The organism is Faecalibacterium tardum (assembly GCF_040096515.1).
Taxonomy (GTDB): Bacteria; Bacillota; Clostridia; order Oscillospirales; family Ruminococcaceae; genus Faecalibacterium; species Faecalibacterium tardum.
The window spans coordinates 1-1,000 of the sequence record NZ_JBBMEO010000099.1 but is presented as its reverse complement, the minus strand read 5'-3'; the positions used below and the strand labels follow the sequence as shown (position 1 = coordinate 1,000).

The window sequence follows — 1,000 nt, the reverse complement described above, 5'->3', positions numbered from 1 at the left end:
GCGGGGTGGGTGGAGTCCAGAGGTAGGGAGGGGGGAGTCGGAACACCCCTCCCTGCCTCTGGCCCAGCGGAGCGTCTTTGCACGCTTGCGGCAGGCAAAAACTTTCCCCGCGGAGCGCATTCCAAATCGTCCCTCTCCCCTTGCACCAGAGCCCCCGGGTGCTATATAATAAGGAAAAACACAAAGGAGGGGCTGTACCATGCCGGAATACCGCGTGCTGCGCATTGACGAGCAGCTGTACGGCTGCGAGGAGCTGCCCGCCGGGCAGCCGGTGCTGTGTGATGTGACCCTGACCGATGCCGCCGGGACTGCTTGCATTCTGCCCTACCCGGACAGGGAGCTGACATGTCTTGGCATCGACGAGGGGGACACCGTCTGTCTGCTGCCGGACGGCACCCTGCACAAGCTGTAAGGAGTAATTTTATGCACAATATCTATTTCACCCGCCACGGCGAGACGGTATGGAACGTGGAAAATAAGATCTGCGGCATGACCGACAGCCCGCTGACCGCCCGCGGGCAGGAGCAGGCGCGGCAGCTGGGCGCGCTTGTCCGGGACAGCGGCCTGCAGATCGACGAGATCTTGTACTCTCCCCTCTCCCGCGCCGCCGACACCGCAAAGGCCATTGCCGCCGCAACCGGTCTGCCCGCCCGCTGCGAGCCCCGCCTGCGGGAGCAGTGCTTCGGCAAATACGAGGGCACGCCCCGGGATGGTGCGGAGTTCCGCATCTCCAAGACCCACTTTGCCGACCGCTATGTGGGCGGCGAAAGCATGATGCAGCTGGCACAGCGTATCTACAATCTGCTGGACGAATTGAAGGCGGACACCGGCAAGACCTACCTGCTGGTGGCGCACAACGGCATTGCCCGGGTGGTGCACTCCTATTTTTACGATATGACCAACGAGGAATACGCCGCTGCGGGCATCAAAAACTGCCAGCTGGTGGAATATACCTTTGAATAACAGGAAAGCCCCCCGGGTGCCCGCGGCTTTTTATTTA

The 1,000-nt window shown here is 61.8% G+C and carries 2 protein-coding genes; both read left to right on the top strand.

Annotation, left to right across the window (positions count from 1 at the left end):
* Positions 1 to 199: 199 nt before the first annotated feature.
* Positions 200 to 412: a hypothetical protein gene (locus tag WMO44_RS14930; RefSeq protein ID WP_349153049.1), complete on the top strand. Its 213-nt coding sequence runs from the start codon at positions 200 to 202 to the stop codon at positions 410 to 412.
* An 11-nt stretch (positions 413 to 423) separates the two neighbouring features.
* The gene (locus WMO44_RS14925; protein ID WP_349153048.1) at positions 424 to 963 is read left to right on the top strand and encodes a histidine phosphatase family protein; all 540 of its coding nucleotides are present in this window, start codon (positions 424 to 426) and stop codon (positions 961 to 963) included.
* The last annotated feature ends 37 nt before the right edge of the window (positions 964 to 1,000 follow it).

Coding starts and splice junctions, on each gene's coding strand:
- WMO44_RS14925 (WP_349153048.1), top strand. CDS start 424: ATGCACAATATCTATTTCACCCGCCACGGCGAGACGGTATGGAACGTG.
- WMO44_RS14930 (WP_349153049.1), top strand. CDS start 200: ATGCCGGAATACCGCGTGCTGCGCATTGACGAGCAGCTGTACGGCTGC.